This window comes from Pseudomonas sp. CGJS7, assembly GCF_036961695.1.
Genome location: NZ_JBAMDI010000018.1, coordinates 1 through 23,506 on the forward strand (window position 1 = coordinate 1; position 23,506 = coordinate 23,506).

Below are 23,506 nucleotides of genomic sequence, written 5' to 3' on the forward strand. Positions count from 1 at the left end.
AGCGGGTTTACCCGCGAATACGGTAGCGGCGGCAACGGTGAACGGCGGATGGAGATTGGCCAGCAGGACCGGCCCTTTCGCGGGTGAACCCGCTCCTACGGGCGATCGCACAGATCCGAAGGTTTGTGGGTACCTTGTAGCGAAGAGGGCCGTGCCGTCTCAGGTCAAGGCAGTACTTGCTTGAACGGCTTGACCACAACCTTGTCGTACACGCCGGCAGCGATGTACGGGTCGGCATCGGCCCAGGTCTGCGCGGCTGCCAGCGACTCGAATTCGGCAACGATCAGGCTACCGCTGAAACCCGCTTCGCCCGGGTCGTTGCTGTCGATGGCCGGGTGTGGGCCCGCCAGAACCACGCGGCCTTCGGCCTTGAGCTGCTGCAGGCGTTCGATGTGCGCCGGGCGGGCAGCCAGGCGCTTTTCCAGGGAGTTTGCGACGTCGCTGGCGATAATGGCGTAGAGCATGTCAATCCTTGGGTTTGGAGGTAGAAGGGTCATCGTGCAGGTGGCGCGACAGGTACACGCCTTGCGCCACCAGGAAGATCACGGTCATGCCCAGGCTGCCGAACACCTTGAAGTCCACCCAGAAGTCCTGGAAGGTGAAGGCGACGAACAGGTTGGCCGCGCCGCAGAACAGGAAGAAAGCGATCCAGGCCAGGTTCAGGCGCGTCCAGATGGCATCAGGCAGGGTCAGGGCGTGGCCCATGATGCGCTTGATCAGCACCCGATCGCCGATGAAGTGGCTGCCGGCAAAACCCAGGGCAAACAGCCAGTTCACGACAGGAGCCTTCCATTTGAGGAAGGTTTCGCTGTGAAAGGTCAGGGTCAGGCCACCGAACACCAGGCAGGCGATCAGCGTCAGCCACTGTCCCTTCTCCAGCTTGCGCTGGCGCAGGAACAGTGCGCCGTACACGACCAGCGAGCTGATGATCAGCATGGCCGTGGCGCTGTAGATGCCGCCAAATTCGAAGTGATGGCCGGCGACTTCCATGGGGCGCGGGTCAAGCTTGTAGACGATGAAGAACAGCAGCAGCGGGATGAAATCGATGAATTGTTTCACAATGGCAGCCAGAATCGGGATGTGACGGCATAATAACAAACATCGATTCCAGCGAAAGCGCTCCTCTATGAATGTTGATCTGCACTGTCACAGCACGGCCTCCGACGGCGCCCTGTCGCCTTCGGTACTGGTTGCCCGGGCTCATGAGCATGGGGTGCAAGCGCTGGCACTGACCGACCATGACACCCTCGAAGGCCTGCCCGAAGCGCGCCAGGCCTGCGTTGACCTGGGTATGCGCTGGGTCAGCGGGGTGGAGCTGTCCTGCACGTGGGGCGGCGCGACCATCCATGTGCTGGGTTATGACTTCCCGCTCGACGCACCGCCATTGCTGGCGGCGATTCAAGCGCTGCACCAAGGCCGCTGGCTGCGTGCCGAAGAAATCGACAGACGGCTGGCGGCCAAGGGCATGCCCGGCACGCTCGAAGGCGCGCGCGCCGTGCAGCACGAGCTGGGTGACAGCGGCAATGCCCCGGCGCGCCCGCATTTTGCCGAGTATCTGGTGCGGGCCGGGCACGTCAAGGACCGTGGTGAAGCGTTTCGCAAGTGGCTGGGCGCCGGCAAGCTGGGCGACGTCAAGCAGCACTGGCCGACGCTCGACGAAACCGTTGCCACGCTGAGGCAGTCCAACGCCTGGGTGAGCCTGGCGCATCCCATGCACTACGACCTGACCCGCAGCAAGCGCAGGCGGCTGATTGCCGACTATATTCAGGCAGGAGGGCAGGCGCTTGAAGTGGTCAACGGGATGATGCCTGCCGAGCAAGTGGGCACCATGTCCATCCTTGCCCGTGAGTTCGGCCTGCTGGCAAGCGCTGGCAGTGACTTCCACGGCCCCGGCACCTGGGGCGAGATCGGTGCCTATCGGCCTTTGCCCGAGGATCTGCCACCTTTGTGGCGTCGATTCAGCCATGAACAGCCTTTGGCGCTATGAACAGGACGATTACGTGAGCCAATTTTTCCAGATTCATCCGGAGAACCCACAAGCGCGCCTGATAAAACAGGCCGTCGAGATCATCCGCAAGGGGGGCGTGGTGGTGTATCCGACGGATTCGGCATATGCGCTGGGTTGCCAGATAGGCGACAAGTCGGCAATTGAGCGGGTGCGGCGCCTGCGCGGGCTGGACAAGACGCACAACTTCACCCTGATGTGCTGCGACATGTCGCAACTGGGGTTGTACGCCAAGGTCGACACCGGCACCTTCCGCTTGCTGAAGGCGCATGTGCCGGGGCCTTACACCTTCATCCTCAACGGCACGCGTGAAGTGCCGCGCCTGCTGTTGCACGATAAGCGGCGTACCATCGGGCTGCGTGTGCCGGACCACGCCATCACCCTGGCCTTGCTGGCCGAGCTGGGCGAGCCACTGATGAGCGTAAGCCTGATCCTGCCGGGCGACAGCGAGCCGATGACCGACCCTTACGAGATCCGTGAACGGCTGGAGCACCATGTCGACCTGGTGATCGATGGCGGGTTCGGCGATCTCAAGGCGTCGACCATCATCGACCTCTCCGGCGACGAACCGGAACTGATCCGCGAAGGTTGTGGCGACCCCACGCCGTTCCTGGTCAACGCGTGAGCCAGCTGGAAGCGCCTGAGGCGCCGGCCGAACGGGTCGAGGAGCCTCGGCAACTGCAGTTGGCGCTGGTCTATGGTGAAGCCCTGACCGAGCTGCCGCTGGACCTGTACATTCCGCCGGACGCCCTTGAAGTCATCCTCGAAGCTTTCGAAGGCCCGCTGGACCTGTTGCTGTACCTGATCCGCAAGCAGAATATCGACATCCTCGACATCCCTGTGGCCGAGATCACCCGGCAGTACATGGGCTATGTGGAGCTGATGAAAAGCGTGCGCCTTGAACTGGCCGCCGAATACCTGGTGATGGCTGCCATGCTGGCCGAGATCAAGTCACGCATGCTGCTGCCGCGTTCCGCCGACGTCGAGGAGGAGGAGGGTGATCCACGCGCCGAACTGATCCGCCGCCTGCAGGAGTACGAGCGCTTCAAGGCTGCCGCCGAGGGCATCGACGAATTGCCACGGGTCGGGCGCGAGGTGGTGGTGCCGCGCCTGGAAGCGCCGCAGGCCAAGGTACGCAAGCTGTTGCCTCAGGTCAGCCTGGAAGAGCTGCTGATGTCCATGGCCGAGGTGATGCGCCGCAACGACCTGTTCGAAAGCCATCAGATCACCCGTGAGACCTTGTCCACCCGCGAGCGCATGAGCCAGGTGCTGGAGCGTCTCAAGGGCGGTGCCTTTGTGCCGTTCATCGCGCTGTTCGCTGCCGAGGAGGGCAAGCTGGGCGTGGTGGTGACCTTCATGGCCGTTCTCGAACTGGTGAAGGAATCGCTGATCGAACTTGTGCAGAATGAACCTTTCGCCGCCATTCACGTGCGGCTTCGCCCGGCGCCAGTTGAAGAACCCAATGAACCTGAATGAACCCCGCGACCTGGCGTCGCTGATCGAAGCCTTCTTGCTCGCTTCGGGCAAGCCGCAATCCCTGGAGCGCCTGTACGAGCTGTTCGAGGAGGCCGAGCGCCCCGAGCCCAAGGTGTTCAGGCAGGCCCTGGAGGTGCTGGGCAAGTCGTGCGATGGCCGTGCGTTCGAGCTCAAGGAGGTGGCCAGCGGCTATCGCCTGCAGATTCGCGAGGATTATGCCCCTTGGGTCGGGCGCCTGTGGGAAGAGCGCCCGCAGCGCTATTCGCGAGCGCTGCTTGAGACACTGGCCCTGATTGCCTACCGCCAGCCGATCACCCGTGGTGAAATCGAGGACGTGCGGGGCGTTGCGGTGAACAGCAATATCATCAAGACCATGATGGAGCGCGAGTGGATTCGCGTGGTCGGCTACCGCGAAGTGCCCGGGCGGCCGGCGATGTTCGCCACCACCAAGGCGTTTCTCGACCATTTCAACCTCAAGGGCCTTGAGGACCTGCCGGCCTTGGCCGAGCTGCGGGAAATGGAACCAGAGCCGCAACTTGACCCGGATGATGCGCCGGTGCCTGCGCACCTGCAGGCGTTGGCGGATGCCAGCCTTGGGGAAGAGGAGGTTGGTGAGCCGAAAGAGGAGACCAGCTTCCGTAGCCTGTTGGTGGAACTGGATGCCATGGAAGACGGTTTGAAAACCGATTTTGATGATCTGCGGGGAGAAGAGCCTGAGCCTCCGGTGGAGGAGGAGATCAAGGCTCAGCCCTGATTGATCTGCTGCCTGTGCTGGCCTCTTCGCGGGCAAGCCCGCTCCCACAGGGGTATCACAGGTCCCGAAGGTTGCGCACGTACCTGTAGGAGCGGGCGTGCCCGCGAAGAGGCCAGCACAAAGCCCACTGGGCAGAAAATCATGCCCAGCCCCACAAAACCCTCTACCCTCCAGTGCGTTCCCCTGATGAACCGCGTATGATGCGCGGCCTTTTGGCGCGTTCGTCGCCAGAAACCTGTTTTCATTCCTACACCGGGAGGTGCCCAGATGAGTGAGCAAGACCTGAAAGAAACCGAAGTCACCCCGCCATCCGGCGAAAAGCTGCAGAAAGTGCTGGCGCGCATTGGCGTGGGCTCGCGGCGTGACGTCGAGGCCTGGATCAGCCAGGGTCGCATCAAGGTCAACGGCGTCGAGGCCACCCTTGGCCAGCGCGTCGACCTGCACGACGCCATCGCCGTCGACGGCAAGCTGATCAAGCGCGAGGAGGCCGCCGAGGCCACCCGCCGGGTGATCATGTACAACAAACCCGACGGCGAAATCTGCACCCGTGACGACCCGGAAGGCCGTCCGACCGTGTTCGACCGCTTGCCACGGCCAAAAGAGGGCCGCTGGATCAACATCGGTCGTCTCGACATCAACACCACTGGCTTGCTGCTGTTCACCACCGACGGTGAACTGGCCAACCGCCTGATGCACCCATCCTACGAGATGGACCGTGAGTACGCGGTACGTGTGCGTGGTGAAGTCGACGACGAGATGATCGAGCGCCTGAAAGCCGGCGTAATGTTGGAGGACGGCCCGGCCAAGTTCACCGATATCCAGAAGGCACCGGGTGGCGAAGGCTTCAACCACTGGTACCACTGCGTGGTGATGGAAGGTCGTAACCGTGAGGTGCGTCGCCTGTGGGAATCCCAGGGCATGGTGGTCAGCCGCCTGAAGCGTGTGCGTTTCGGCCCGGTGTTCCTCAACTCCGACCTGCCGATGGGCCGCTGGCGCGAAATGACCCAGGGCGAAATCGACATCCTCGCCGCCGAAGTGGGCCTGCAGCCGGTCGCGCTGCCAGCCATGAAACTCAAGGCCAAGGACAAGATGGAGCGCCTGCAGCGCAAGTCGACCCGCCCGCTGGGCCGTGGCGAGCGCGTGCGCAACCTGCGCCCGGCCCACGAAGGTGCCGCTACTGGCGAACGCCCGGCGCGTCAGCCGCGTGAAGAAGCGCCGCGTAAACCCACCCGTGGCAGCACGGTGGCTGAGCGCCCGAGCGAGATGCGCAAGCGTCCGGGCAAGCCTGATGGCGACAAGCCGGCAGGCCGTGGTCGCGGCAAGCCGCGTGGCTGATAAGCCAATGTGGTTATCAAGGAACCAGCCTTCGGGCTGGTTTTTTTATGCCTGCGGGAATGTGGGCCAAGCCCAAGATATTGAACAAAAAGAATTTTTCGGACGACTGGCAAGTTCTTGAACCGCCTTGTAAAGAAATCTGTACGAATGTAGCCGTTTTCAGTCCGCATTTCAGATCATGCCCGATCGTGTAAACAAACCTTGCCGGCGCCCCTGTGCCAAAGCCGTCGCCATGGCGCCAGCCACCCTTGCCCAAACCCCCGTCCCCACGGTGTTATAGCCGCCATTGCCTTGTGCAGGAGCCCGTCCAAAGAGCCGGGCTGACAAAACAACAAATGGAGGCGCCATGTACGCCGATCACTTCGCCTTTGAAGGCCTGTACCACAGGAACGCTGCGTTTTTTCCCGAGGAAACGATGCAACGCGTTGACGCCTGCGCGTTTGCAGGGGTATACAGTGCGCCGCGTTTTACCTGTGACCCTCTTGCGTACCGCGCACTCTTGATCACGCCTGGTTGACCCGCTCCGGCGGCACCTGAGGTCAAGAAACCCAAGGTAACCACCTTGCCCATTCCGCTGCGCCACGAGCGCGGTGGGTCCGATTCCGTCACAGATAAAAACAATGCAGGTGACTTCGTTCATGAGTGGACAAAACATGCATTCAGGCGAGCTAAAGCGGGGCCTGAAGAACCGCCATATCCAGTTGATCGCCCTCGGCGGTGCGATTGGTACCGGCCTGTTCCTCGGCTCGGCAGGCGTGATGAAATCCGCCGGCCCGTCGATGATCCTTGGCTACGCGATCTGCGGCTTCATCGCCTTCATGATCATGCGCCAGCTGGGTGAAATGATCGTCGAAGAGCCGGTGGCCGGTTCGTTCAGCCATTTCGCCCACACCTACTGGGGTGGGTTCGCCGGCTTCCTGTCGGGCTGGAACTGCTGGGTGCTGTATATCCTGGTGGGTATGTCGGAGCTTTCGGCGGTCGGCAAGTATGTCCACTACTGGTGGCCGGAGATCCCCACCTGGGTCACGGCGGCAGCCTTCTTCGTGCTGATCAACGCCATCAACCTGATGAACGTGAAGTTCTTCGGTGAGGCCGAATTCTGGTTCGCCATCATCAAAGTGGTCGCCATCGTCAGCATGATCGGCCTGGGTGCCTACCTGCTGACCAGCGGCAGCGGCGGCCCTGAAGCCACCGTGGCCAACCTGTGGTCACACGGCGGCTTCTTCCCCAACGGTGTCAGCGGGCTGGTAATGGCCTTGGCTTTCATCATGTTTTCCTTTGGTGGCCTGGAAATGCTCGGCTTCACCGCCGCCGAGGCCGACAAGCCAAAGACCGTGATCCCCAAAGCGATCAACCAGGTCATCTACCGCATCCTGATTTTCTATGTCGGTGCGTTGGTGGTGCTGCTGTCGCTGACCCCGTGGGACAACCTGGTCGCCAGTATCGACGCCTCGGGTGGCAGCTACGGCAGCAGCCCGTTCGTGCAAGTGTTCTCGCTGCTGGGCAGTGACGTGGCTGCCAACCTGCTGAACTTCGTGGTGCTGACTGCGGCGCTGTCGGTGTACAACAGCGGCACCTACTGCAACGCCCGCATGCTGCTGGGTATGGCCGAGCAGGGCGATGCCCCGGCGTCGCTGGCCAAGGTCGACAAGCGGGGCGTGCCAGTGCGTTCGATCCTGGTGTCGGCTGCCGTGACCTTCGTCGCCGTGCTGCTGAACTACCTGATGCCGCAAAACGCGCTGGAACTGCTGATGTCGCTGGTCGTGGCCACCCTGGTGATCAACTGGGCGATGATCAGCTACTCGCACCTGAAGTTCCGTCAGCACCTCGACCGTACCGGCCAGAAGCCGCTGTTCAAGGCACTGTGGTACCCGTACGGCAACTATGTGGTGCTGGCCTTCGTGGTGCTGATTCTGGGCATCATGCTGATGATCCCGGGCATCCAGGTGTCGGTGTATGCAATCCCGGTGTGGCTGCTTGCGATGTTCGTGGTGTACATGGTCAAGTCGCGTCGCCAGGTGAATGCGGGCGGTGCTGTTGAGACTGTGGCTAAGTAAGGCGCCATAGGCGGCATGTGAAAACCCGGAGTCAGGTGACTGGCTTCGGGTTTTTTGTTGCCTGTGCGGGCCCTTTCGCGGGTGAACCCGCTCCTACAACGACCTGGTATGCCTGAGGCTTACGCAACCCTTGTAGGAGCGGGTTTACCCGCGAATACGGTAGCGGCGGCAACGGTGAGCGGCGGGTGGAGATTGGCCCGCAGGCCCGGCCCTTTCGCGGGTGAACCCGCTCCTACAACGACCTGGTATGCCTGAGGCTTACGTAACCCTTGTAGGAGCGGGTTTACCCGCGAATACGGTGGCGGCGGCCACGGTGAAAGGAAGGTGGAGATTGGCCAGCAGGCCCGGCCCTTTCGCGGGTAAACCCGCTCCTACGGGTACAGCGTTGCCCTCAGGTTAGGTGACCCCGCCAAAAATCAGATCTGCTCCAGCAACCACCCCCTGAATGCCCGCAACGACGGCAGCGCCTCATTCCTCGGCGGGTAGATCAGGTAATAACTGCGCTGGCTGGCAAACGCCACCCCCGGGCTGTACAGCTCTCCCTTGGCCAGTTCCTCCTCCACCAATATGCGCGGCACCAGCCCGATCCCGATCCCGGCACGTACCGCCTGGATCAGGTGCGAGGTCAGCTCGAAGCTCGGCCCCAGCCGCATCGCCCGGTGCGGCAGGCCATGATGGGAAAACCACTCGCCCCACGCATGCGGGTTGTTGGCCACATTCAGCAGCACCTCTTCACTGATCCGCGCCGGGCTCCAGCCCTGGCTGCCGACGCCGGCCTCCGGTGGCAAGATCACCACCAGCTCCTCGGCATGCAGGCGATGGCAGACAAGCCCCGGCAAGTCGTGGCTGGCCACGCCGATGGCGGCATCGATTTCGCTGGTGTCGAAGTTGATGGTTTCAATGCGTGAATGAATGTGCACCAGCATGCCTGGGTGAGCGCTGTAGAACGCATGCAGCCTCGGCAACAGCCATTTCGAACCGAAGGTTGGCAGGGTAGCCAGGCGCAACGTGCCAACCCCCGATTGATAGGCCAGTGCCTGCAAGGTGGCGCTGCGGATGCGCCCCAGTGCCTCGCTCAGCTCGCGCTGGTACAGGCGGCCGACATCGGTCAACTGCACCTGGCGCCCCTCGCGGCGGAACAGGGTCAGGCCCAACTGCTGCTCCAAGGCTTGCACCTGGCGGCTGACCGCGCTTTGGGTCAGCGACAGTTCGGCGGCGGCGCGGGTGTAGCTTTCATGCCGGGCGGCGGCCTCGAAAGCCAGCAGCAGTGACATGGATGGGGTCAGGTGGCGGTAATTCATTCATAAAAGTCATTGATAGCGGCAGGATTATCCGTTTGCCCCTGACGCGAAACTACAGGAACATTGGCCTATACGTCATCCCTGCATGCCTGAACCTATGCCAGGGCGACAGGTATCCCGTGATCTAGCCAATATCAAGAGGCCATCCTTCGATGATCGCCCAGCTGTCCACCGTTGCACCGAGCTCCAATTACCCCGAATTCCTCGAAGCCCTGCGCAACAGCGGCTTCCGTGGCCAGATCAGTGCCGACTACGCAACCCGCACGGTACTGGCCACCGACAACTCGATCTACCAGCGCTTGCCGCAGGCGGCGGTGTTCCCGCGGGATGCCGACGATGTGGCGCGGGTCGCCACGCTGATGGGCGAGCCGCGCTTCCAGCAGGTCAAGCTGACCCCCCGCGGTGGTGGCACCGGCACCAACGGCCAGTCGCTGACCGACGGTATCGTCGTCGACCTGTCGCGGCACATGAACAACATTCTCGAAATCAACGTGGAAGAGCGCTGGGTGCGGGTACAGGCCGGTACGGTCAAGGACCAGCTCAATGCTGCGCTCAAGCCGCACGGGCTGTTCTTCGCCCCTGAGCTGTCCACCTCCAACCGCGCCACGGTCGGCGGCATGATAAACACGGATGCCAGTGGCCAGGGCAGCTGCACCTACGGTAAAACCCGCGACCACGTGCTGGAGCTGCACAGCGTGCTGCTCGGTGGCGAACGCCTGCACAGCCTGCCGATCGACGATGCTGCGCTGGAACAGGCCTGCGCCGCGCCGGGCCGGGTCGGCGAGGTGTACCGCATGGCCCGGGAAATTCAGGAAACCCAGGCCGAACTGATTGAAACCACCTTCCCCAAGCTCAACCGTTGCCTGACCGGCTACGACCTGGCGCACCTGCGCGACGAGCAGGGCCGCTTCAACCTCAACAGCGTACTGTGCGGCGCCGAGGGCTCGCTGGGCTACGTGGTCGAAGCCAAGCTCAACGTGCTGCCGATTCCCAAGTATGCGGTGCTGGTCAATGTGCGCTACACCAGCTTCATGGATGCGCTGCGTGATGCCAACGCGCTGATGGCGCACAAGCCGCTGTCGATCGAGACGGTCGACTCCAAGGTGCTGATGCTGGCGATGAAAGACATCGTCTGGCACAGCGTTGCCGAGTACTTCCCGGCGGACCCCGAGCGCCCCACGCTGGGCATCAACCTGGTGGAGTTCTGCGGCGACGAGCCGGCCGAGGTCAACGCCAAGGTGCAGGCGTTCATCCAGCACCTGCAAAGCGACACCAGCGTCGAGCGCCTGGGCCACACCTTGGCCGAAGGCGCCGAGGCAGTCACCCGCGTCTATACCATGCGCAAGCGTTCGGTGGGCCTGCTGGGCAACGTCGAAGGCGAAGTGCGCCCGCAGCCGTTCGTGGAGGACACCGCAGTACCACCAGAGCAGTTGGCCGACTACATCGCCGACTTCCGCGCACTGCTCGACGGCTACGGCCTGGCCTACGGCATGTTTGGCCACGTCGATGCCGGCGTGCTGCACGTGCGCCCGGCACTGGACATGAAGGACCCGGCGCAGGCCGCGCTGGTCAAGCCGATTTCCGATGCCGTTGCCGCGCTGACCAAACGTTATGGCGGGTTGCTGTGGGGTGAGCACGGCAAGGGCTTGCGCTCGGAATACGTGCCCGAGTACTTCGGCGAGCTGTACCCGGCGTTGCAGCGCCTGAAGGGCGCCTTTGACCCGCACAACCAGCTCAACCCGGGCAAGATCTGCACGCCACTTGGCAGCGCAGAGGGCCTGACCCCGGTCGATGGCGTGACCCTGCGCGGCGACCTTGACCGTACCATTGACGAGCGCGTTTGGCAGGACTTCCCCAGCGCCGTGCATTGCAACGGCAATGGCGCCTGTTACAACTATGACCCCAACGACGCCATGTGCCCGTCGTGGAAGGCTACCCGCGAACGCCAGCATTCGCCCAAGGGGCGCGCCTCGCTGATGCGCGAGTGGCTGCGCCTGCAGGGCGAGGCGAACATCGATGTGCTGGCTGCAGCGCGCAACAAGGTGTCGTGGCTCAAGGGCCTGCCGGCGCGTCTGCGCAATAACCGCGCGCGCAACCAGGGCCAGGAGGACTTCTCCCATGAAGTGTACGACGCCATGGCTGGCTGCCTGGCGTGCAAGTCGTGCGCCGGGCAGTGCCCGATCAAGGTCAATGTGCCGGATTTCCGCTCGCGCTTCCTCGAGCTGTACCACGGTCGCTACCAGCGCCCGCTGCGTGACTACCTGATCGGCTCGCTCGAGTTCACCATCCCCTACCTGGCGCACGCGCCGGGGCTGTACAACGCGGTGATGGGCTCGAAGTGGGTGAGCCAGCTGCTGGCCGACAAGGTGGGCATGGTCGACAGCCCGCTGATCAGCCGCTTCAACTTCCAGGCTACCCTGACCCGTTGTCGGGTTGGCATGGCCACGGTGCCGGCCCTGCGCGAGCTGACCCCGGCCCAGCGCGAGCGCAGCATCGTGCTGGTGCAGGACGCCTTCACCCGCTACTTCGAAACGCCGCTGCTGTCGGCCTTCATCGACCTTGCCCACCGCCTGGGCCACCGGGTATTCCTGGCGCCATACAGCGCCAACGGCAAGCCGTTGCACGTACAGGGTTTCCTTGGCGCGTTTGCCAAGGCAGCGATCCGCAACGCCACGCAGCTCAAGGCCCTGGCCGATTGCGGTGTGCCGCTGGTGGGGCTGGACCCGGCGATGACGCTGGTGTATCGCCAGGAGTACCAGAAGGTGCCAGGCCTGGAGGGTTGCCCGCAGGTGCTGCTGCCGCAGGAATGGCTGATGGATGTGCTGCCCGAGCAGGCGCCTGCCGCACCGGGCAGCTTCCGCCTGATGGCGCACTGCACCGAGAAGACCAATGTGCCGGCCAGCACCCGGCAGTGGGAGCAGGTGTTCGCCCGTCTGGGGCTGAAGCTGGTGACCGAGGCCACCGGTTGCTGCGGTATGTCCGGTACCTATGGGCACGAAGCTCGCAACCAGGAAACGTCTCGGACCATATTCGAGCAGAGCTGGGCGACCAAGCTGGACAAGGAAGGGGAGCCGCTGGCAACCGGTTACTCGTGCCGTAGCCAGGTCAAGCGCATGACCGAGCGGAAGATGCGTCACCCGCTTGAGGTGGTGTTGCAGTACGCTCAGCGCTAAGGTTCAGGGCCTTTGGGGGCTGCTTTGCAGCCCTTCGCGGGTGAACCCGCTCCTACGGGGGATCGTGCACGCCAGGCTGGCGCGTCAACCCTGCAGGGGCGGGGTTACCCGCGAAGAGGCCGGCAGCGGCTTTCAGGCTTCTGTTGTACGGTCCCTGTCCCTACGCCCTTGGCGGTACAAATAGAGGCTCAACACCAACCCGCACGCTGCCGCAGCCGCCGCGAACAGAAACATCGAAGCAAAGCCGAATCCCGCCGCCACCGCACCGACCAATGGCCCGGTCACCCCCAGTGACAAGTCGATGAACAGCGAATACGCCCCCACCGCCGCCCCGCGGTTGGCCGCCGACACTTGGTTCACTGCCTCCACGCCCAATGCCGGAAACACCAGCGAGAATCCAAACCCGCTCAATGCAGCCCCCGCCAGGGCCAGTTCGGCGTTGGGTGCCAGCCACAGCATCAACAACCCGAGCGTTTCAACCGACAGGCAGGCGATCGCCACCCTGAAGCCACCGATGCGGTTGATCAGGTTGCCAAAGAGCAGCCGTGCGCTGATGAAACTGGCGCCGAACAGGCTCAGGGTCAGCGCCGCATTGGCCCAGCCACGGCTTGCGTAGTAAAGGGTGATGAAGGTGGCGATGGTGCCAAAGCCGATCGAGCCCAGGGCAAGCCCCGAGCCATGCGGAAATACCTTGCCCAGCACCCGCAGGAACGGCAGGCGTACACCGCTGACGATGGGGGCGGCCTGCTTGGGCCAGGCCAGTAGCAAACCGAGTATGCACAGCAGGATGATGCTCACACCCATGCTCCCCAGCCCGAGGCCTTTGACCATCAGCACGCCCAGTGGGGCGCCGATGGCCAGCGCACCATAGCTGGCGATGCCGTTCCAGGAGATGACCTTGGCCGTGTTTGCGGCACCCACCCGGCCAATGCCCCAGCCGATCGCACCCGAGCCTACCAGGCTTTCGGCGCTGCCCAGCACCAGGCGACCGACCAGCAGGCAAGCCAGGCTCAGCCAAGGTAGGTGAGTGAGGAAGGCGCAGGCCAGCATGAATACCCCGCTGAGCCCGCAGCCAGCCAGTCCGTACATGACCGCCTTCTTGCTGCCGTGGTTGTCGATGATGCGGCTGGCGCCAGGGCGGCTGAGCAGCGTCGCGAGGTACTGCACGCTGATCACCAGGCCGGCGACCACGGCACTGAAACCCAGGTCGTTGTGCACATAGCTGGGCAACACGGCCAAGGGGATGCCGATGTTCAGGTAGCCGATGAAGGTGAACAGGACGATGGAGACGACTTGCCCAGTGACGGCAAGGGATGTGGGACTGCGTGCTGGCATTGGGGATCCGTTGCTGCGGTAAGGATGGCAGTGTGTGCCGCCATCTTAACCACAGCAAGGGTGTTTGCGGGCGAAGCTGTCAGGCTGTAGTCAGTTGGTGTAATCGAGCATCCAAGGTCACACTGAACTCGGCTTGCGGGTAATCCAGCCGCAAGCGTAGCAGGACAAAGCCGGCCCATCGGGTGAACATGGACGAATGCAGCAGGGCGTCGAGCGCTTGAGCGGCTGGGCATTTCTGCCTCTTAGCGGTAGGAGGCACGAGTCTGTGTGGGGGAGGGGCGGGGCAGGTGGTAGTGGGTTGTTACAACGTTGATTTTAGACGGTGTGAAAACGTGATGACGGGGGTAGCCCGCAGGTCAGCCGTTTTCACACAGTCGGGGATGCGCAGTTATTCCTGGTCAGCGCTGGATTGATCGTCACCATCCTGCTCGGCGGCAGCTGCCGGTTCGGCGTGAACGGTCACGGATGGCTCTTCTGGGTTCAGGCTTGGGAAGGGAAGATTCGGGATTTCATGCATCTCGTCGTTCCTCGCAAGTGTGAGTGAAAAGTCTGCGCCAGGCGCGTTTGGAGCTTCAAAAAGCTGGGGCAGGATACACAACTCTGGATGACAGTTTGGTTTTTTTCCCGGTCGTTTGTCGGTTTTGCGGGCGAACAGCGCACATATGCCCCATGAAAAAAGGGGCCTCTGGCCCCTTTTTTCTGGTGTTTACTTCCGGCCTTCAGCCGTTTCCGCCACCTTGTCAGTGCGTGCGCACATGATGAAGTCGTTGCGGTGCAGGCCTTTGATCGAGTGGCTCCACCAGGTCACGGTGACCTTGCCCCATTCAGTCAGCAGCCCTGGGTGGTGGCCTTCGGCTTCGGCGATTTCGCCCACGGCATTGGTGAACGCCAAGGCGTGCTTGAAGTTCTTGAACAGGAACACGCGCTCCAGCTCCATGTGGCCGTCACGTACTTCGATGTTCCAGTCCGGGATTTCGCGGATCAGCTCGGCCAGCTCTTCGTCGGTGACTTTCGGCGCATCGGCGCGGCAGGCTTCGCAATGGGCTTGGTTCAAGGCATTCATGAGGTGTTTTCCGGTTCGAGTTGTTATCGGCAAGGTCGCTCAGGCAGCGACCTTGGGTGGAAACTTCGGTGCATGCAGACCCAGCTGCATGGCTTTATGGACCATGCCCATGATGTCCTCGTGGGCCAGGTCGAACAGGCGCTTCATATTCGGCAGTACGAAATACACCGGTTGCAGAATGTCGATGCGGTAGGGCGTACGCATGGCCTCGATCGGGTCGAAGGCCTGGTGCTCAGGCTCGTCAGACAGACTGTAGACGGTCTCTTTCGGCGACGAGAGGATGCCACCACCATAGATTTTGCGGCCTTGCGCGGTTTCCATCAGGCCAAACTCGATGGTCATCCAGTACAAGCGCGCCAGGTACACACGTTGTTCCTTGGTCGCGGCCAGGCCGAGCTTGCCATAGGTGTGGGTGAACTCGGCGAACCAGGGATTGGTCAGCAGCGGGCAGTGGCCGAAGATCTCGTGGAAGATATCCGGCTCTTGCAGGTAGTCCAGCTCTTCCGGGGTGCGGATGAAGGTGGCGACCGGAAAGCGCTTGCTGGCCAGCAGTTCGAAGAAGGTCTGGAAGGGGATCAGCGCCGGTACCCGGGCAACCTGCCAGCCGGTGGTGGCACCCAGCACCTTGTTGATCTCGCCCAGTTGCGGAATGCGGTCATGCGGTAATTTCAGCTGGTCGATGCCGTCCAGGTATTCCTGGCACGCACGGCCTTCGATCACTTTCAGCTGGCGGGTGATCAGGGTGTTCCACACCGCATGCTCTTGCTGCGGGTAATCGATAAAACCATGCGCATCGGGCTCGCGTGCCACGTATTGCGTCTGTTTCATGAGGCTCTCCTGGTGAGGGCTTTTCTTGTTATGTACAGGACATGCCTAAAGGAATATCCCTTAGCCAGCGGTTTTGCACGGGGGCGTGGCTCGGCCGCGAAGGGTGCCGACGTCGGTTTTCGTAACGATAATTTTACAAAACTCGGCAAGTGTCGGAAAATTCGAGGCATCTGGTTGATAGAAACGCGGTTTTTGTCAGCTTATCTTTACGACTTTTCTGCGCGGTGTGGAAAAACATCAGCGCTTCGAGAGCCCTCATGCGTATCAAAGTCCATTGCCAGAACCGCATTGGCATCCTGCGCGACATCCTCAACCTGCTGGTGGAGTACGGCATCAACGTGCTGCGCGGCGAGGTGGGCGGTGATCATGGCAACGCCATCTACCTGCACTGCCCGAACCTGATCAACCTGCAATTTCAGGCCCTGCGGCCGAAGTTCGAGGCCATTGCCGGGGTATTCGGCGTTAAGCGTGTGGGCCTGATGCCCAGCGAACGCCGGCACATGGAGCTGAATGCGTTGCTGGGAGCGCTGGACTTTCCGGTGCTGTCGATCGACATGGGCGGCAGCATCGTTGCGGCCAACCGTGCAGCCGCGCAGTTGCTTGGCGTGCGGGTTGATGAGGTGCCGGGCATGCCGCTGGCGCGCTACGTAGAAGACTTCGATCTTCCGGAGCTGGTGCGGGCCAACAAGTCGCGCATCAACGGCTTGCGCATCAAAGTCAAAGGTGATGTGTTTCTGGCCGATATCGCACCGCTGCAGTCCGAACACGATGACAGCGAGGCGCTGGCCGGCGCGGTGCTCACCCTGCACCGTGCCGACCGGATCGGCGAGCGTATCTACAACGTGCGCAAGCAAGAGCTGCGTGGCTTCGACAGCATCTTCCAGAGCTCGCGGGTGATGGCTGCCGTGGTGCGTGAAGCGCGGCGCATGGCGCCGCTGGATGCACCGTTGCTGATCGAGGGCGAAACCGGAACCGGCAAGGAGTTGCTGGCGCGTGCCTGCCATTTGGCCAGCCCGCGTGGACAGTCGCCGCTGATGGCGCTCAACTGCGCCGGGCTGCCCGAGTCGATGGCCGAGACCGAGCTGTTCGGATACGGCCCTGGGGCATTCGAAGGGGCACGGGCCGAAGGCAAGCTGGGGCTGCTGGAGTTGACTGCAGGCGGCACGTTGTTCCTTGACGGGGTAGGGGAGATGAGCCCGCGGTTGCAGGTAAAGCTGCTGCGCTTTCTGCAGGACGGCTGCTTCCGTCGGGTAGGTAGCGATGAAGAGGTCTACCTGGATGTGCGGGTAATTTGTGCAACCCAGGTGGATTTGTCCGAGTTGTGTGCCCGTGGCGAGTTTCGCCAGGACCTGTATCACCGGCTCAATGTACTGTCGCTGCACATTCCGCCTTTGCGCGAATGCATGGATGGTCTGGAGGGGTTGGTGCAGCATTTTCTCGATCAGGCCAGTCGGCAGATTGGCTGCGCCATGCCGCGCCTGGCACCGGCGGCAATGGACAAACTTGGGCAGTACCACTGGCCAGGTAATGTAAGGCAGTTGGAAAACGTCTTGTTCCAGGCGGTTTCGTTATGTGACGGCGGCGTGGTTAAAAGCGAGCATATCCGCTTGCCGGATTATGGCGTGCGGCAACCGTTGGGCGAGTTTTCGCTGGAAGGGGATCTTTCGCAGATAGTAGGGCGCTTTGAAAAGGCGGTGCTGGAAAGTTTGATGGGGGAGTTTCCCAGTAGTCGGGCCTTGGGCAAAAGACTGGGTGTTTCGCATACCACGATTGCCAACAAGTTGAGGGATTATTCGTTGGGCAAATCGACTGATTAAATGGCTGTAAGTTAATAGCCTGTTAATCAGGTGGTGAATGCTTCGCGGGTGAACCCGCTCCTACAGGTACCGCGCCGCATTCATGGTGTGCGAGGTACCCGTAGGAGCGGGTTCACCCGCGAAGGGGCCCGCAGGGCCCCCAATTCACAAGGTATCAGCCGTTAGAGCAGCCGTTCCCCATCACGCGGTATTCGAGAATGTGCGTCTGGCCCTTGGAGTCCTCGTAGGTCATGCGGGCGGGCACGACTTCGCAGACGTTGGGCACTTCGCTCATGGAAATGACGCGAGCAATGTCCAGGTGCTGCGAGTAACTGTACTGTTCAACCGGAATCTGCTCGGCATCTTTGGCTTCGCCGGCCATCGCCGCGCCGCAAAGACTGCCAAGTACCAATACCAGTAAAGCTTTCATTTTCTTTTTACCTGTCTAAGGTCGTGAGGGGGCACGCGGCGCTTATGGCGCCGCGAGTACAGCGAGTGTTAACTATCGGGATTAGAGGGAGATTAACGCTTGCCTTCGTGGGGGCTGTTACCAGTTGTTAATCGCCTTGCCGTTGCTGGCGAGGTGAATTTTATGGCGGTGGCCAATGCTGAAACAGTGGGTGTTTTGATAAAGTGTTTTGACAGAATCTGTAACAATCCTGGGCCAATCGCCCTCCTTTTTTCTCCGGCAGGCTGTAACGCCCGCGCCAGAGCGCTTTGCCGGAACGGGTGTACCAAATTACTACCAACGTCGAATGGCTTTTGTCGCTCTGGTACAGTTACAAACGGTTCCATACAAAAACAACTATTACACCGAGGTAACACAGATGAGTGCGGCTCCACTGTATCCCGTTCGTCCCGAGGTTGCGGCCACTACCCTGACCGACGAGGCCACCTACAAGGCCATGTACCAGCAATCGGTGATCAACCCGGACGGCTTCTGGCGCGAGCAGGCCCAGCGTATCGACTGGATCAAGCCGTTCACCAAGGTCAAGCAGACCTCCTTCGACGACCACCATGTCGATATCAAATGGTTCGCCGACGGCACTCTGAACGTTTCCTCCAACTGCCTGGACCGCCACCTTGAAGAGCGCGGTGACCAGTTGGCCATCATCTGGGAAGGTGACGACCCTTCCGAGCACCGCAACATCACCTACCGCGAGTTGCACGAGCAGGTCTGCAAGTTCGCCAACGCCCTGCGTGGCCAGGATGTGCACCGCGGTGACGTGGTCACCATCTATATGCCGATGATCCCCGAAGCTGTGGTCGCCATGCTGGCCTGTGCACGCATTGGTGCGATTCACTCGGTGGTGTTCGGCGGCTTCTCGCCCGAGGCGCTGGCTGGCCGTATCATCGACTGCAAGTCCAAGGTGGTGATCACTGCCGACGAAGGCGTGCGTGGTGGCCGCCGTACACCGCTCAAGGCCAACGTCGACCTGGCGCTGACCAACCCTGAAACCAGCAGCGTGCAGAAAATCATCGTGTGCAAGCGCACCGATGGCGACATTGCCTGGCACCAGCACCGCGACATCTGGTACGAAGACCTGATGAAAGTGGCCTCCAGCCACTGTGCACCCAAAGAAATGGGCGCTGAAGAGGCGCTGTTCATCCTTTATACCTCCGGCTCCACCGGCAAGCCGAAGGGCGTGCTGCACACCACAGGCGGTTACCTGGTTTACGCCGCGCTGACCCATGAACGCGTGTTCGATTACCGTCCGGGCGAGGTGTACTGGTGCACCGCCGACGTCGGTTGGGTCACAGGCCACAGCTATATCGTCTACGGCCCGCTGGCCAACGGCGCCACCACCTTGCTGTTCGAAGGCGTGCCGAACTACCCGGACATTACCCGCGTATCGAAGATCGTCGACAAGCACAAGGTCAACATCCTCTACACAGCGCCAACTGCCATTCGCGCCATGATGGCCGAAGGGCAGGCAGCTGTTGAAGGCGCCGACGGTTCCAGCCTGCGCCTGCTGGGGTCGGTGGGTGAGCCGATCAACCCTGAGGCCTGGAACTGGTACTACAAGACCGTCGGCAAGGAGCGTTGCCCGATCGTCGACACCTGGTGGCAGACCGAGACCGGCGGCATTCTGATCAGCCCGCTGCCTGGTGCCACCGGCCTCAAGCCGGGTTCGGCAACTCGCCCGTTCTTCGGTGTGGTGCCTGCCCTGGTCGATAACCTGGGCAACCTGATCGACGGTGCTGCCGAAGGCAACCTGGTAATCCTCGATTCCTGGCCGGGTCAGTCGCGTTCGCTGTACGGCGACCATGACCGCTTCGTCGACACCTACTTCAAGACCTTCCGTGGCATGTACTTCACCGGCGACGGTGCGCGCCGCGACGAGGACGGTTACTACTGGATCACCGGCCGTGTGGATGACGTGCTCAACGTGTCCGGCCACCGCATGGGCACTGCCGAAATCGAAAGCGCCATGGTCGCGCACTCGAAGGTTGCCGAGGCTGCTGTGGTTGGCGTGCCGCATGACATCAAAGGGCAGGGCATTTATGTGTATGTCACCCTCAATGCCGGCATCGAGGCCAGCGAGCAATTGCGCCTAGAGCTGAAGAACTGGGTGCGCAAGGAGATCGGCCCGATTGCTTCGCCAGATGTGATCCAGTGGGCGCCGGGGCTGCCGAAGACCCGCTCGGGCAAGATCATGCGCCGCATCCTGCGCAAGATTGCCACCGGTGAATACGACGCCCTGGGCGATATCTCGACCTTGGCCGACCCGGGTGTGGTACAGCACCTGATCGATACCCACAAGGCGATGAACCTGGCTTCGGCCTAACCCCTTCCCGGCAATACCCCCTGCAAAAGCGGGCTTGCCCGCGAATGCGTCAGTTCAGGCTAAGCTGTCCCCTGACCTCACGCATTCGCGGGCAAGCCCGCTTTTGCATTGTTACCCGACAATCATCGGTTACTGTTCTGTCACCGGCCCCGCACAGGTTCGGGGCGCCAGGAAACAATTCCGGCCCGTTTCGGTGCATCGGGGTCAGCATTTTGTGCATCAAGGCACGCTGCACTTGCCGTCGTACAAGGCTTTGCCAATAATAGGCCCAGGAATTGCTAGGTCTATAGGTTCTATTTCTTGCGCCATTGCATATTCTGCACTGGCTGTCAACATTGCCCGCGGCGGTTTCAGGCGCTTCTATAAGTAGTTGTCGCTTTGAAGAAATATCGACTACCGGGCTGTCGTTAAAATGCCACTCACTCGCTCGTGGTATGCGGCCTTGGTCGAACCCTGCGCGGCTCGCGTTGTACTCATTCGCATATCGGGCAGCCGTTACCTGCCTTGTATTGCCCCGTACCGATGGAGTTACCTGATGAAGAAGCTCGCACTGCTTGGCGCCCTGGCGCTGTCTGTGTTTTCCCTGGTGTCGCAGGCTGATGAAAAACCGCTGAAAATCGGCATCGAAGCTGCCTACCCACCCTTCGCCTTCAAGCAACCTGACGGCAGCATTGCCGGCTTTGACTACGATATCGGCAACGCGCTGTGCGAAGAGATGAAAACCAAGTGTACCTGGGTCGAGCAGGAGTTCGACGGCCTGATCCCGGCGCTGAAAGTGCGCAAGATCGACGCCATCCTGTCGTCCATGTCGATCACCGATGACCGCAAGAAGTCGGTCGACTTCACCAAGCGCTACTACCTGACTCCGGCGCGCCTGGTCATGAAGGATGGCACCACCGTCAGCGACAGCCTGGACGAACTGAAAGGCAAGAAGATCGGCGTGCAGCGCGGCTCCATTCACGACCGCTTCGCCAAGGAAGTGCTGGGCGCCAAAGGTGCCACCGTGGTGCCTTACGGCACCCAGAACGAAATCTACCTGGACGTCGCAGCTGGCCGCCTCGACGGCACCGTGGCTGACGCCACCCTGCTGGAAGATGGCTTCCTCAAGACTGACGCCGGCAAGGGCTTCGCGTTCGTAGGCCCGGCCTTCACCGACGCCAAGTACTTCGGTGACGGTATCGGTATTGCCGTACGCAAGGGTGACAAGGCCAATGTCGACCGCATCAACGCGGCGATCGACGCCATCCGTGCCAACGGCAAGTACAAAGAAATCGAAAGTAAGTACTTCAATTTCGACATCTACGGTCCAGACTCGAAGTAAGACGTCGGGTTTCACCTGTGCAATGGTGCAAACAGCAGAGGCTCTGAGGTTTGCACCATTTTTCATTCTCTAGGTCGAGGACCTCATCATGTTGAAAGGCTACGGGGCAGTCATCCTCGACGGGGCGTGGCTGACGCTACAGCTCGCCCTGTCGTCGATGGCCCTGGCCATCGTGCTCGGCCTGATCGGTGTGGCGCTGCGTTTGTCGCCAGTGCGCTGGTTGGCCTGGCTGGGCGATCTGTATTCCACGGTGATCCGTGGTATTCCGGACCTGGTCCTGATCCTGCTGATCTTCTACGGCGGGCAAGACATCATCAACCGGGTGGCGCCGCTGCTCGGCTATGAAGACTATATCGATCTGAATCCGCTGATTGCGGGTATCGGTACCCTGGGCTTCATCTTTGGCGCCTACCTCTCGGAAACCTTCCGCGGGGCCTTCCTGGGCATTCCCAAGGGCCAGGCCGAGGCGGGCGTGGCGTATGGCATGAGCCCTCGCCAAGTGTTCTTCCGCATCCAGGTGCCGCAAATGATTCGCCTGGCCATTCCGGGCTTCACCAACAACTGGCTGGTGCTGACCAAGGCTACTGCGCTGATTTCGGTCGTCGGTCTGCAGGACATGATGTTCAAGGCCAAGCAGGCGGCTGACGCCACCCGCGAACCCTTCACCTTCTTCCTGGCAGTGGCGGCGCTGTACCTGGTGCTGACTAGTGTTTCGCTGCTGGCCCTGAAGTATCTGGAGCGCCGCTACTCGGTTGGCGTCAAGGTGGCTGAACTATGATCTTCGACTACAACGTCGTCTGGGAAGCGCTGCCGATGTACTTCGGCGGCCTGCTGACCACCCTGAAACTGCTGGCGATCTCGCTTTTCTTCGGCCTGTTGGCAGCCATTCCGCTGGGCCTGATGCGGGTATCCAGGCAGCCGGTGGTCAACCTTGCTGCATGGCTGTACACCTACGTCATCCGTGGCACGCCGATGCTGGTGCAGCTGTTCCTGATCTACTACGGCCTGGCCCAGTTCGAGGCGGTGCGCGAGAGTATCTTCTGGCCGCTGCTGTCCAGCGCCACCTTCTGCGCCTGCCTGGCGTTCGGCATCAATACCAGCGCCTACACCGCCGAAATCATTGCCGGCAGCCTCAAGGCGACGCCGCATGGCGAAATCGAGGCTGCCAAGGCCATGGGGATGTCGCGCATGAAAATGTACCGCCGCATCCTGCTGCCTTCGGCACTGCGTCGGGCACTGCCGCAGTACAGCAATGAAGTGATCATGATGCTGCAGACCACCAGCCTGGCGTCGATCGTCACCCTGATCGACATCACCGGTGCTGCGCGCACGGTCAATGCCCAGTACTACCTGCCTTTCGAGGCCTATATCACGGCGGGCGTGTTCTACCTGTGCCTGACCTTCATCCTGGTGCGCCTGTTCAAGATGGCCGAACGCCGCTGGCTCGGCTACCTGGCGCCGCGCAAGCACTGACCGCTTTGTGAGAATCGACAGCATGTACAAACTCGAAGTCCAAGACCTGCACAAGCGCTACGGCAGCCACGAAGTGCTCAAGGGCGTGTCGCTGGCGGCCAAGGCCGGCGACGTCATCAGCATCATCGGCTCCAGCGGTTCGGGCAAGTCGACCTTCCTGCGCTGCATCAACCTGCTGGAGCAGCCGCACGCCGGCAAGATCCTGCTCAACAACGAAGAGCTGAAGCTGGTCCCCGGCAAGGATGGTGCGTTGAAGGCCGCCGACCCGCGTCAATTGCAACGCATGCGCTCGCGCCTGTCGATGGTGTTCCAGCACTTCAACCTGTGGTCGCACATGACTGCGCTTGAGAACATCATCGAAGCGCCCGTGCACGTGCTGGGCGTGAACAAGAAGGAAGCCCTGGAAAAGGCCGAGCACTACCTGGCCAAGGTGGGTGTTGCCCATCGCAAGGATGCCTTCCCCGGGCATATGTCGGGGGGTGAGCAACAGCGTGTGGCAATTGCCCGGGCGCTGGCCATGGAGCCGGAGGTCATGCTGTTCGACGAGCCGACCTCGGCGCTTGACCCTGAGCTGGTGGGTGATGTGCTGAAGGTGATGCAGGCGCTGGCCCAGGAAGGTCGGACCATGGTGGTGGTGACCCACGAAATGGGCTTTGCCCGCGAGGTGTCCAACCAGTTGGTGTTCCTGCACAAAGGCCTGGTGGAAGAAACCGGCTGCCCGCGTGAAGTGCTGGCCAACCCGCAGTCGGAGCGCTTGAAGCAGTTCCTCTCCGGCAGCCTGAAGTAAAAGCTGCATTTTT

The 23,506-nt window shown here is 61.7% G+C and carries 21 protein-coding genes; 13 read left to right on the plus strand and 8 right to left on the minus strand.

Translation table 11 applies throughout. The features are described from left to right. Positions 1-164: 164 nt before the first annotated feature. Positions 165-464 (minus strand): YciI family protein, encoded by a 300-nt coding sequence (locus V7787_RS13375; protein ID WP_003254549.1) that lies wholly within the window; start codon positions 462-464, stop codon positions 165-167. Position 465: 1 nt separating this feature from the next. Then, positions 466-1,059 (minus strand): septation protein A, encoded by a 594-nt coding sequence (locus V7787_RS13380; RefSeq protein WP_010955188.1) that lies wholly within the window; start codon positions 1,057-1,059, stop codon positions 466-468. A 67-nt stretch (positions 1,060-1,126) separates the two neighbouring features. On the opposite strand from V7787_RS13380, the gene V7787_RS13385 reads away from it, so the two are divergent. The 6 genes from V7787_RS13385 (at position 1,127) to V7787_RS13410 (ending at position 7,627) form a co-directional block, all read left to right on the plus strand. Continuing rightward, complete coding sequence (locus V7787_RS13385; RefSeq protein ID WP_020192615.1) at positions 1,127-1,987, plus strand: PHP domain-containing protein; 861 nt, start codon at positions 1,127-1,129, stop codon at positions 1,985-1,987. A gap of 13 nt (positions 1,988-2,000) precedes the next feature. Then, positions 2,001-2,630: an L-threonylcarbamoyladenylate synthase gene (locus V7787_RS13390; RefSeq protein ID WP_014590089.1), complete on the plus strand. Its 630-nt coding sequence runs from the start codon at positions 2,001-2,003 to the stop codon at positions 2,628-2,630. Between the two features lie 110 nt (positions 2,631-2,740). Then, complete coding sequence (locus tag V7787_RS13395) at positions 2,741-3,481, plus strand: segregation and condensation protein A (RefSeq protein WP_162490571.1); 741 nt, start codon at positions 2,741-2,743, stop codon at positions 3,479-3,481. Beyond that, a complete protein-coding gene (scpB, locus tag V7787_RS13400; protein WP_064492118.1) occupies positions 3,468-4,235 on the plus strand; it encodes an SMC-Scp complex subunit ScpB in 768 nt (255 codons plus the stop codon). Before V7787_RS13395 ends, scpB begins: the two co-directional genes overlap by 14 nt. Positions 4,236-4,502: 267 nt before the next feature. Then, complete coding sequence (rluB, locus tag V7787_RS13405) at positions 4,503-5,570, plus strand: 23S rRNA pseudouridine(2605) synthase RluB (protein WP_064492119.1); 1,068 nt, start codon at positions 4,503-4,505, stop codon at positions 5,568-5,570. A 638-nt stretch (positions 5,571-6,208) separates the two neighbouring features. Continuing rightward, entirely contained in the window at positions 6,209-7,627 is a 1,419-nt protein-coding gene (locus tag V7787_RS13410; RefSeq protein ID WP_177409991.1) for an amino acid permease, read from the plus strand. Positions 7,628-8,043: 416 nt separating this feature from the next. Here the strand turns inward: V7787_RS13410 and V7787_RS13415 are convergent, their stop codons facing one another. Beyond that, positions 8,044-8,928 carry a LysR substrate-binding domain-containing protein gene (locus tag V7787_RS13415; RefSeq protein ID WP_003254537.1) on the minus strand — a complete coding sequence of 295 codons (885 nt, stop codon included), beginning with the start codon at positions 8,926-8,928 and terminating at the stop codon, positions 8,044-8,046. Positions 8,929-9,080: 152 nt separating this feature from the next. Between V7787_RS13415 and ydiJ the strand changes: the two genes are divergently transcribed. Next, the gene (gene ydiJ, locus V7787_RS13420; RefSeq protein WP_104886531.1) at positions 9,081-12,101 is read left to right on the plus strand and encodes a D-2-hydroxyglutarate dehydrogenase YdiJ; all 3,021 of its coding nucleotides are present in this window, start codon (positions 9,081-9,083) and stop codon (positions 12,099-12,101) included. A 132-nt stretch (positions 12,102-12,233) separates the two neighbouring features. Here the strand turns inward: ydiJ and V7787_RS13425 are convergent, their stop codons facing one another. The 4 genes from V7787_RS13425 to phhA form a co-directional block, all read right to left on the minus strand. Next, positions 12,234-13,436, minus strand: coding sequence for an MFS transporter (locus V7787_RS13425; protein WP_336088540.1), 1,203 nt, complete (start codon positions 13,434-13,436; stop codon positions 12,234-12,236). A gap of 388 nt (positions 13,437-13,824) precedes the next feature. After that, on the minus strand, positions 13,825-13,953 hold the full coding sequence (locus V7787_RS13430) for a hypothetical protein (protein ID WP_003254533.1): 129 nt from the start codon (positions 13,951-13,953) through the stop codon (positions 13,825-13,827). A gap of 189 nt (positions 13,954-14,142) precedes the next feature. Continuing rightward, positions 14,143-14,499, minus strand: coding sequence for a 4a-hydroxytetrahydrobiopterin dehydratase (locus tag V7787_RS13435; RefSeq protein WP_003254532.1), 357 nt, complete (start codon positions 14,497-14,499; stop codon positions 14,143-14,145). A gap of 39 nt (positions 14,500-14,538) precedes the next feature. After that, positions 14,539-15,327 (minus strand): phenylalanine 4-monooxygenase, encoded by a 789-nt coding sequence (gene phhA / locus V7787_RS13440; protein WP_003254528.1) that lies wholly within the window; start codon positions 15,325-15,327, stop codon positions 14,539-14,541. A gap of 257 nt (positions 15,328-15,584) precedes the next feature. On the opposite strand from phhA, the gene V7787_RS13445 reads away from it, so the two are divergent. After that, positions 15,585-17,144 carry a sigma-54-dependent phenylalanine hydroxylase transcriptional regulator PhhR gene (locus V7787_RS13445; protein WP_014590097.1) on the plus strand — a complete coding sequence of 520 codons (1,560 nt, stop codon included), beginning with the start codon at positions 15,585-15,587 and terminating at the stop codon, positions 17,142-17,144. A 154-nt stretch (positions 17,145-17,298) separates the two neighbouring features. Here V7787_RS13445 and V7787_RS13450 read toward each other — a convergent pair whose 3' ends face one another. Further along, positions 17,299-17,553 (minus strand): DUF2790 domain-containing protein, encoded by a 255-nt coding sequence (locus V7787_RS13450; RefSeq protein WP_014590098.1) that lies wholly within the window; start codon positions 17,551-17,553, stop codon positions 17,299-17,301. A gap of 397 nt (positions 17,554-17,950) precedes the next feature. Here V7787_RS13450 and acs point away from each other — a divergent pair, with 397 nt between their 5' ends. The 5 genes from acs to aotP all read left to right on the plus strand — a co-directional run bounded on the left by acs (position 17,951) and on the right by aotP (position 23,493). Then, positions 17,951-19,912, plus strand: a complete 1,962-nt coding sequence (gene acs / locus V7787_RS13455; RefSeq protein ID WP_336088541.1) for an acetate--CoA ligase — start codon at positions 17,951-17,953, stop codon at positions 19,910-19,912. Between the two features lie 535 nt (positions 19,913-20,447). Further along, positions 20,448-21,233: an ABC transporter substrate-binding protein gene (locus V7787_RS13460; RefSeq protein ID WP_012051577.1), complete on the plus strand. Its 786-nt coding sequence runs from the start codon at positions 20,448-20,450 to the stop codon at positions 21,231-21,233. An 88-nt stretch (positions 21,234-21,321) separates the two neighbouring features. After that, entirely contained in the window at positions 21,322-22,011 is a 690-nt protein-coding gene (locus tag V7787_RS13465; protein ID WP_003254523.1) for an ABC transporter permease, read from the plus strand. After that, the gene (locus V7787_RS13470; protein WP_003254520.1) at positions 22,008-22,706 is read left to right on the plus strand and encodes an ABC transporter permease; all 699 of its coding nucleotides are present in this window, start codon (positions 22,008-22,010) and stop codon (positions 22,704-22,706) included. Before V7787_RS13465 ends, V7787_RS13470 begins: the two co-directional genes overlap by 4 nt. Before the next feature lie 22 nt (positions 22,707-22,728). Further along, positions 22,729-23,493, plus strand: coding sequence for an arginine/ornithine transport ATP-binding protein AotP (gene aotP, locus V7787_RS13475; protein ID WP_014590100.1), 765 nt, complete (start codon positions 22,729-22,731; stop codon positions 23,491-23,493). Positions 23,494-23,506 lie beyond the last annotated feature (13 nt).

Bases quoted from the DNA above. Each gene is read 5' to 3' on its own strand.
- V7787_RS13410 (WP_177409991.1), top strand. From the start codon at position 6,209: ATGAGTGGACAAAACATGCATTCAGGCGAGCTAAAGCGGGGCCTGAAG.
- V7787_RS13445 (WP_014590097.1), top strand. From the start codon at position 15,585: ATGCGTATCAAAGTCCATTGCCAGAACCGCATTGGCATCCTGCGCGAC.
- acs (WP_336088541.1), top strand. From the start codon at position 17,951: ATGAGTGCGGCTCCACTGTATCCCGTTCGTCCCGAGGTTGCGGCCACT.
- rluB (WP_064492119.1), top strand. From the start codon at position 4,503: ATGAGTGAGCAAGACCTGAAAGAAACCGAAGTCACCCCGCCATCCGGC.
- V7787_RS13465 (WP_003254523.1), top strand. From the start codon at position 21,322: ATGTTGAAAGGCTACGGGGCAGTCATCCTCGACGGGGCGTGGCTGACG.
- V7787_RS13415 (WP_003254537.1), bottom strand. From the start codon at position 8,928: ATGAATTACCGCCACCTGACCCCATCCATGTCACTGCTGCTGGCTTTC.
- V7787_RS13450 (WP_014590098.1), bottom strand. From the start codon at position 17,553: ATGAAAGCTTTACTGGTATTGGTACTTGGCAGTCTTTGCGGCGCGGCG.
- ydiJ (WP_104886531.1), top strand. From the start codon at position 9,081: ATGATCGCCCAGCTGTCCACCGTTGCACCGAGCTCCAATTACCCCGAA.
- V7787_RS13430 (WP_003254533.1), bottom strand. From the start codon at position 13,953: ATGCATGAAATCCCGAATCTTCCCTTCCCAAGCCTGAACCCAGAAGAG.
- scpB (WP_064492118.1), top strand. From the start codon at position 3,468: ATGAACCTGAATGAACCCCGCGACCTGGCGTCGCTGATCGAAGCCTTC.
- aotP (WP_014590100.1), top strand. From the start codon at position 22,729: ATGTACAAACTCGAAGTCCAAGACCTGCACAAGCGCTACGGCAGCCAC.
- phhA (WP_003254528.1), bottom strand. From the start codon at position 15,327: ATGAAACAGACGCAATACGTGGCACGCGAGCCCGATGCGCATGGTTTT.
- V7787_RS13425 (WP_336088540.1), bottom strand. From the start codon at position 13,436: ATGCCAGCACGCAGTCCCACATCCCTTGCCGTCACTGGGCAAGTCGTC.
- V7787_RS13460 (WP_012051577.1), top strand. From the start codon at position 20,448: ATGAAGAAGCTCGCACTGCTTGGCGCCCTGGCGCTGTCTGTGTTTTCC.
- V7787_RS13375 (WP_003254549.1), bottom strand. From the start codon at position 464: ATGCTCTACGCCATTATCGCCAGCGACGTCGCAAACTCCCTGGAAAAG.
- V7787_RS13470 (WP_003254520.1), top strand. From the start codon at position 22,008: ATGATCTTCGACTACAACGTCGTCTGGGAAGCGCTGCCGATGTACTTC.
- V7787_RS13385 (WP_020192615.1), top strand. From the start codon at position 1,127: ATGAATGTTGATCTGCACTGTCACAGCACGGCCTCCGACGGCGCCCTG.
- V7787_RS13435 (WP_003254532.1), bottom strand. From the start codon at position 14,499: ATGAATGCCTTGAACCAAGCCCATTGCGAAGCCTGCCGCGCCGATGCG.